Source organism: Mesorhizobium sp. M2A.F.Ca.ET.039.01.1.1 (assembly GCF_003998035.1).
Lineage (GTDB): Bacteria > Pseudomonadota > Alphaproteobacteria > Rhizobiales > Rhizobiaceae > Mesorhizobium.
Genome location: NZ_RZRY01000313.1, coordinates 1 through 7,168, shown reverse-complemented (window position 1 = coordinate 7,168; position 7,168 = coordinate 1). Strand labels below are relative to the sequence as shown.

Below are 7,168 nucleotides of genomic sequence, written 5' to 3'. Positions count from 1 at the left end.
GTCGAAGCCGCCGAGCACGGCAAACATGAAGCCGGGCAGGCCGGTCGTCGCCGTCTCCTGCTTCATCCTGTTTCCGCTGACCGCCACCTTTGTGCGGCCGGCGACGACCGGCCTGCCCGGCTTCATGTTTGCCGTGCTCGGCGGCTTCGACAAGCCGTTCAACCAGGCGCCGTCCCTGCATATCGCATTGCTGGCGATCATCTGGGATCATTGGCGCCAGCGCCTTTCGGGCCTCCTGCTCACGCTCTGGCACGTTTGGTGCTTCCTGATCGGCGCCTCGGTGCTGACAACCTGGCAGCACCATTTCATCGATATCCCGACCGGCGCGCTACTCGGCTTCTTCGCGCTGTGGCTGTTTCCGGCCCGGGGCGAGCTGCCCTTCGCCGGCTTCCGTCTGACTGCAGACGGCAAGGCGCGGCGGCTTTCGCTCTGCTACGCGCTGGGCGCCGCCCTGGCGCTCGCCGGTGCAGCCATCGGCGCCTTCTTCTCGGCGCTCGCGCTTATCCTTTTGTGGCCGGCACTTGCGCTGGCCATCGTCGCTTTCGGCTATGCCGGAGCCGGGCCAAAAGTATTCCAGAAGACAGCGGACGGCCGCGTGTCGCTGGCAAGCCGCATCCTGCTCTGGCCATACCGGCTGGGCGCCAGGGTCAATGTCTGGGCCTGGACGCGCAGGCTACCGCCGGTGGTTGCCGTCATCGACGGTGTCTTTCTCGGGCGATTTCCCGACGCTGCCGAAGCACACGCCTTCGGCACGGTCATCGATCTTGCCGCCGAGCTGGAGCGGCCGCGTGACGCGCCGGGCCGCTGGATCGGCTTTCCCATGCTCGATCTTCTGCCGCCGCCCGCGGAGACGCTCGACGAGGCGGTGGCGGCAATCGAGCCGGCGCGCCGGCAGGGCACTGTGCTGGTCTGCTGCGCGCTCGGTTTTCAGCGCAGCGCCACAGTCGTCGCCCGCTGGCTGGTTGCCAGCGGCCGCTCGCACACTCCGGCGCAGGCGCGCAAGCAGCTCGCCGCTTCCGGCCGGCCGGTGCATCTTCAGCTCGGACTGGACGAGCCGGCATGAGCGACGACGCCTATCAGCGCAAGACGGCCGCCTTCGCCGCCATGCTGGTCAAGCAGGCGGCATGGCCGGCCGCGATCGTGATCGCCGGCGACAGCATCGCGCCGCTGGTCGCCTCGACGCGCGGCGCGTTCCAAGCGCCGCTTGCGGTGCTGGCGTTGCTCGTTGCGGCGGCGAGCGCGGTGGTGGTGCTCGGGTTCTCGGCGCTTCTCGTCTTCGATGCTCTGCTGTTCCGGCTGATGGCGACGCATGGCGACGAGATATCAGGAGGCGCCGCGGTCGACGACATGCTGGCGCGCATGCGGTTGAAGCCCGCCCCGGCCACGCCACGCCCGCTCGACGATCGCATCGCCGGAACACGCCGCCTGCTGGCCCGGCAGCGGATAGCCTTCGCGGTCTTCGTCGTCGCGTTCCTCACCGCCGGATTCTGGATGCCGAGATGAGCAAGCTTTCGCTGCGCACCTACACGCTGTTGCAGACCGTAACCTCGGTCGGCCTGTCGGCGATGGCATGGGCGGTCACCGGCGTGCGGCCGATCTGGAGCGGCAGCGAGCCATCCGACCGGCAGCGCATCTATTTCGCCAACCACACCAGCCACGGCGATTTCATCCTGCTCTCGGCCTGCCTCAGCGAGACGGAGCGTGCCAAGACGCACGCCATCGCCGCGGCCGAATATTGGGGCAAGTCGCGGCTTCGCCGCTTTATCGCGCAGGACATGTTGTCTTCCGTGCTGATCAGTCGGACCTGGACGAGCGAAGCGGAGCACCCGATCTCGATCATGCTCTCCGTGCTCGACCAGGGTCATTCGCTGATCATCTTCCCCGAAGGTACCCGCAACACCAGCGACGAGCTGCTGCCTTTTCGTTCCGGCCTCTACAATCTGTCGATGGCGCGGCCCGACGTCGAGCTGATCCCCTGCTGGATCGAGAACATGTCGCGCGTGCTGCCCAAGGGCCAGTTCCTGCCTGTGCCGCTGCTTTGCCGCGTCGTCTTCGGCGCGCCCGTCGTTGTGGGGCCGGGCGAAGAGCGGCGCGCCTTCCTCCAGCGCGCCCGCGCCGAGCTTCTGGCGCTCAATCCGCGCCCCGACCGAGACGATTGATGCGCCACGAAATCAGCATTCTCATCATCGGCCTTTTCGTGGTGCTGAGCACCGCCAGCGTCACCGCCGGTATCCTTTCGATGCGCGCGCCGAAGCCGCTGAGCGCGACGCTCGTCAATCTCACCCAGCGCATCAATGCCTGGTGGGTGATGGTGGCGCTGATGACGGTCGCCTTTTTCTTCGGCCGTTACGGCATGACCATCCTGTTCGCGCTGATCTCGTTCGCGGCGTTGCGCGAATTCGTAACGCTGACGCACAGCCGCCGCAGCGACCACTGGGTATTGCTCGGCATGTTCGGCATCGTCATCCCCTTCCAGTATTGGCTGGTGTGGACTGCCTGGTACGGCCTCTTCGTCATCTTCATCCCGGTCTACTGCTTCCTGCTGATGCCGGCGATCACGGCGCTGCATGGCGACACCGAACGTTTTCTGGAGCGTGTCTCGGCGCAGCAATGGGCGATCATGATCTCGGTCTATTGCGTCAGCCACGTGCCAGCTTTGCTGACGCTCAACGTGCCTGGTTTCGAAGACCGCAACCTTCTGCTCATCGCCTTCCTGATTATCGTCGTGCAAGGCAGCGATGTGCTGCAGTACATCTTCGGCAAGCTGTTCGGAAAACACCGCTTCTCGCCGAACGTGTCGCCGTCGAAAACCTGGGAGGGGCTGATCGGCGGGCTGGTCGCGTCGAGCCTGCTTGGCGCGCTGCTCGCCTTCATCACGCCCTTCTCGCCGCTGCAGGCCTCGGCCGTTGCCTTCGTCGCCTGCACGATGGGATTTCTCGGCGGCCTCGTCGCCTCGGCCATCAAGCGCGACCAGGGCGTCAAGGATTGGGGCCATCTGATCGAGGGCCATGGCGGCATGCTCGACCGCACCGACAGCCTGGTCTTCGCCGCGCCGATCTTCTTCCACATCGTGCGCTATTTCTGGACGGTGTGAGCGCCCGTTCAGCATGTGACGGCGGCGACGCAAAAAAGGCCATCTCACCCAAACATCGGAAAATTTTCAGAAACCGTTCGGGATTTCGCGCCGCCGAAATTGCAATACGTTCTGGCCGGCACAAGTCAGCCGAAACACCGGTTTGCCTCGCAGCCAGCAAGATTTTCAGCCTGCCGCGTCCTCCCAAGCGCGGCCACAAATCTGGGCATGGAGACAACATGATTGCCGCATTGCATCACAACAAGTCGCTCAGGCGCCGCCTCGTCGCTGGCTCGATAGTCGCCCTCGCCTGCGGGGCCGCAACAGTCTGGCACGGTGCCACAAGCGAAGCTTCGAACGTCGCACCTGCCACGCCCGAGACCAAGCTGGTCAAGGCAGTTTCGGTCTCGCCGGCACCCGCCGTGGATAACCGGGTCGCCGTCGGCGAGATCAAGCCGCGGCTGGAGAGTGATCTCGGTTTTCGCATTTCCGGCAAGCTCATCCAGCGTAGCGCCGAGGTTGGCGCGACGGTGAAGAAGGGCGAGATTCTCGCCCGCATCGACGACCAGGATTATCGCAATCGGCTGGCCAGTGCCGAGGCCGATGTCGCAGCGGCCCAGGCCGTGCTGGTCGAAGCCAGCGCTGCCGAAGCGCGCATCAGCGCCCTGCTCGCCAAGGGTTTCACGACACGCGCCAATCACGACGCGACGCTGAAGAATCTGCGCTCGGCCGAGGCCAAGCTGAAATCAGCGAACATCGCCTTCGCGATGGCCAAGGACCAGCTCAGCTATACCGAGCTGCGTGCGGAGTTCGATGGCATCGTCACCGCCACCGGCGCAGAAGCCGGGCAGTCGGTCAATGTCGGGCAGATGGTGGTACGCCTTGCTGATCCGAGCAACCGCGACGCGGTGTTCTCGATCGCGGAAGCCGCCTTTGCCAGCGAAAGGGGCGGCCGAGAGATTCCCGCAGTCACCGTCTCGCTGCTCAGCAATCCTGCAATCTCGACGACCGGCACGGTTCGCGAAATCGCGCCGATGGCCGACGCTGCCACCCGCACCTTCCAGGTGAAGGTGTCGCTCGAGAACGCGCCGGATGAGATGCGCTTCGGCGCAAGTGTCGCCGGCCGCGTCGAGATTGCGGGTGCGCCAGTCGTGCAGCTGCCCGGCAGCGCGCTCTTCGACAAGGGTGGCCAGCCCGCCGTCTGGGTGGTGTCAGCCTCGTCGGCTGTCGAGCTCAAACCCGTCACGGTCGCCCGCTACGAGACCGATCGGGTGGTGGTCAGCGAGGGGCTCGCCAAGGGCGATCTGGTCGTCACAGCCGGCGTAAACCGGCTGCGGGAACACGAAAAAGTCCGTATCGTTGAGGGAGAAGGAAAATGACCATGTCCAAGACGAAGGTCCTTATCGCCGGCGCCGGCCCGACCGGCCTCACGCTGGCGCTCTGGCTCACCAGGCTTGGCGTTCCCGTGCGCGTCTTCGACAAGGCCACCACTCCGGGGGAGACCTCGCGGGCGCTCGCCGTCCAGGCGCGCACGCTGGAGTTCCACCGCCAGATCGGCATCGTCGATGACGTGCTCGAAGCCGGCCTGAAGATCGAGCAGCTCACTGTGCACACGCCGGCCGGCGTCGCTGCAAGGCTGCCGCTGGCCGATTTCGGCCGCGGCATCAGCCCTTATTCCTTCGCCTTCGCGCTGCCGCAGGACATCCACGAACGCGTGCTGATCACGCATCTGGAGCGCGCCGGCGTCGAGGTCGAACGCGGCACCGAGCTGGTCGCGTTCCAGGACAAGGGCCATGCGGTCATCGCGACGCTGAGCAAAGAAGGCCAGACGGAGACCGTCGTCGCCGACTACCTCGCCGGTTGCGACGGCGCCCACAGCGCCGTGCGGCATGGGCTCAATATTCGCTTCCCCGGCGGCGCCTATGAACAGTCCTTCTATGTCGCCGACGTGAAAGGCCGGGGCGACATCACGCGCAATGGCATGGACACGACCATCAGCACTTACGGTTTCGCCATCGTCATGCCGGTGAGGCAGTCGGGCTCGATCCGGCTGATCGGTATCGTGCCGAAGGCGCATGAGGCGGACGAGACGATCAGCTTCGAGGCGATCCGCGCCGACGTCGAGCGCGACACTGGCGTGACCGTCGACGAGGTCAACTGGTTCTCGACCTACCGGGTCCATCACCGCGTCGCCGAGAATTTTCGCGTTGGCCGGGTGTTCCTCTGCGGCGATGCCGGCCACATCCATAGTCCGGCCGGCGGCCAGGGCATGAACACCGGCATGGGTGACGCGGTGAACCTTGCCTGGAAGCTCGCCGCCGTGGTGCAGGGCCGAGCCGATCGGCGCCTGCTCGACAGCTACGAGCCGGAGCGTATCGCCTTCGCCCACAGGCTGATCGAGAGCACGGACCAGGCCTTCCGCATCGCCACCAGCCGCTCGCGGCTCGTCGGCCTGTTCCGGCGCTATCTGATGCCGAAGATCCTGAACATCGCGCTGCAGACGTCATATGGTTCGCGCGCCTTCTTCGGCGTCATCTCGCAGGCGGCGATCCAGTACCGCGCCGGCCCGATCAGTTCGGGCACAGCTGGCAAGATCAGCGGCGGCGACCGCCTGCCCTATGTGCCGATGCCAGGTAGCGACAATTTCGAGCCGCTGCGCTCGCTCGACTGGCAGGTGCATGTCTATGGCGAGGCCAATGCCGAGTTCCGGGCCATGCTGGCATCGACCGGCGTTCCGGTGCACGCCTTCGCCTGGTCTGAAGCAGCGGCGAAAGCCGGCCTGCAGCGCGACGCCGCCTATCTGGTGAGGCCGGACGGGCATGTTGCACTTGCATCGCCGGTGCAGGAGGCCGCCGGCTTCCAGCGCTATCTCACCGGTCTCGCCATCAAGCCGAGGACAGCGGAGCGTGCGCCCTACCGTGTGCCGGGCACCATGCACAGCCTGGCCTGAACAGTGCCCGCCAAATAGCGGGCGCTGACCGAAACCCAGTCTTCACTTGTTTTCGCCAGCCGGCAGAAGCCGGCGGAACGCGCCTTCGCGCGCGCTGAGAGAGGGATTTTGTCATGAGCAGCTTCAATCTTTCCGAATGGGCGCTGCGCCACCGCAGCTTCATCGTCTACCTGATGATCGCGGCAGCCCTTGCCGGCCTCTACGCCTATCGCGGTCTCGGCCGCGAGGAGGACCCGCCCTTCACCATCAAGACCATGGTGGTGAAGACGATGTGGCCGGGCGCCAGCACCAGCGACACAGTCGAGCAGATCACCGACCGCGTCGAGAAGAAGCTCGAGGAGCTGCCCGATCTCGACTACGTCAAGAGCTACACCAAGCCCGGCGAATCCGTCGTCTTCGTCAACCTGAAGGATACCGTCGCCGGCGACCAGGTGCAGCCGCTCTGGTACCAGGTGCGCAAGAAGCTCAACGACATCAAGCCGACGCTGCCATCCGGCGTGCAGGGCCCGTTCTTCAACGACGAGTTCGGGGACACCTATTCGCTGATCTACGCGCTCACCTCCGACAGTCTCAGCCATCGCGAGCTGAAGGACATGGCGACCAGCCTGCGTGCCGGGCTGCTCACCGTGAAGGACGTCGCCAAGGTCGACCTGATCGGCCAGCAGGATGAGAAGATCTATCTCGAATTCTCGACGCAGAAGGTGGCGGCGCTCGGTCTCGACGTCGGCACGCTGACGCAGGCGCTGCAAGCGCAGAACGCGCTGACGCCGAGCGGCACGGTCGATGCCGGCCCAGAGCGCATTGCCATCCGCGTATCCGGCGCCTTCACCTCGGAAGAGAGCCTAAAGGCGATCAACTTCTACGCCAACGGCCATTACTTCCGGCTGGGTGACGTCGCCGAGGTCAAGCGCGCCTATTCCGACCCGCCGCAGCCGATGTTCCGCTTCAACGGCAAGCCCGCCGTCGGTATCGCTGTGTCGATGACGGCCGGCGGCGACGCGCTGGCGCTGGGCGAAAACGTCAAGGAGAAGATGCACGAGATGGAGGCCGAGCTGCCGCTTGGCGCCGAGCTTGGCATGGTCGCCGACCAGTCGCACGTGGTCGAAGAATCCGTCGGCGAGTTCACCAAGAGCCTCGGCGAAGCG

The 7,168-nt window shown here is 65.6% G+C and carries 7 protein-coding genes; all 7 read left to right on the top strand.

Features of this window, described 5'->3' with window-relative positions:
* A partial coding sequence (locus tag EOA24_RS21960; RefSeq protein ID WP_127410057.1) for a dual specificity protein phosphatase family protein occupies nt 1-1,063 on the top strand: 1,063 nt, incomplete at its 5' end.
* A complete protein-coding gene (locus tag EOA24_RS21955) occupies nt 1,060-1,503 on the top strand; it encodes a hypothetical protein (protein ID WP_126083181.1) in 444 nt (147 codons plus the stop codon). The genes EOA24_RS21960 and EOA24_RS21955, both read left to right, overlap by 4 nt.
* Complete coding sequence (locus tag EOA24_RS21950; protein WP_126083182.1) at nt 1,500-2,159, top strand: lysophospholipid acyltransferase family protein; 660 nt, start codon at nt 1,500-1,502, stop codon at nt 2,157-2,159. The genes EOA24_RS21955 and EOA24_RS21950 overlap by 4 nt, the downstream gene beginning before the upstream one ends.
* Nucleotides 2,159-3,094 carry a phosphatidate cytidylyltransferase gene (locus tag EOA24_RS21945; protein ID WP_126083183.1) on the top strand — a complete coding sequence of 312 codons (936 nt, stop codon included), beginning with the start codon at nt 2,159-2,161 and terminating at the stop codon, nt 3,092-3,094. The genes EOA24_RS21950 and EOA24_RS21945 overlap by 1 nt, the downstream gene beginning before the upstream one ends.
* Before the next feature lie 218 nt (nt 3,095-3,312).
* Complete coding sequence (locus tag EOA24_RS21940; protein WP_126083184.1) at nt 3,313-4,452, top strand: efflux RND transporter periplasmic adaptor subunit; 1,140 nt, start codon at nt 3,313-3,315, stop codon at nt 4,450-4,452.
* A 2-nt stretch (nt 4,453-4,454) separates the two neighbouring features.
* Complete coding sequence (locus EOA24_RS21935) at nt 4,455-6,023, top strand: FAD-dependent monooxygenase (RefSeq protein ID WP_189343162.1); 1,569 nt, start codon at nt 4,455-4,457, stop codon at nt 6,021-6,023.
* A 113-nt stretch (nt 6,024-6,136) separates the two neighbouring features.
* Nucleotides 6,137-7,168 (top strand): efflux RND transporter permease subunit (locus EOA24_RS21930; protein WP_133374568.1); only part of this gene is annotated, 1,032 nt, incomplete at its 3' end.

Excerpts from the sequence above, each read along its gene's own strand:
- EOA24_RS21955 (WP_126083181.1), top strand. The coding sequence starts at position 1,060 with ATGAGCGACGACGCCTATCAGCGCAAGACGGCCGCCTTCGCCGCCATG.
- EOA24_RS21950 (WP_126083182.1), top strand. The coding sequence starts at position 1,500 with ATGAGCAAGCTTTCGCTGCGCACCTACACGCTGTTGCAGACCGTAACC.
- EOA24_RS21945 (WP_126083183.1), top strand. The coding sequence starts at position 2,159 with ATGCGCCACGAAATCAGCATTCTCATCATCGGCCTTTTCGTGGTGCTG.
- EOA24_RS21940 (WP_126083184.1), top strand. The coding sequence starts at position 3,313 with ATGATTGCCGCATTGCATCACAACAAGTCGCTCAGGCGCCGCCTCGTC.
- EOA24_RS21935 (WP_189343162.1), top strand. The coding sequence starts at position 4,455 with ATGTCCAAGACGAAGGTCCTTATCGCCGGCGCCGGCCCGACCGGCCTC.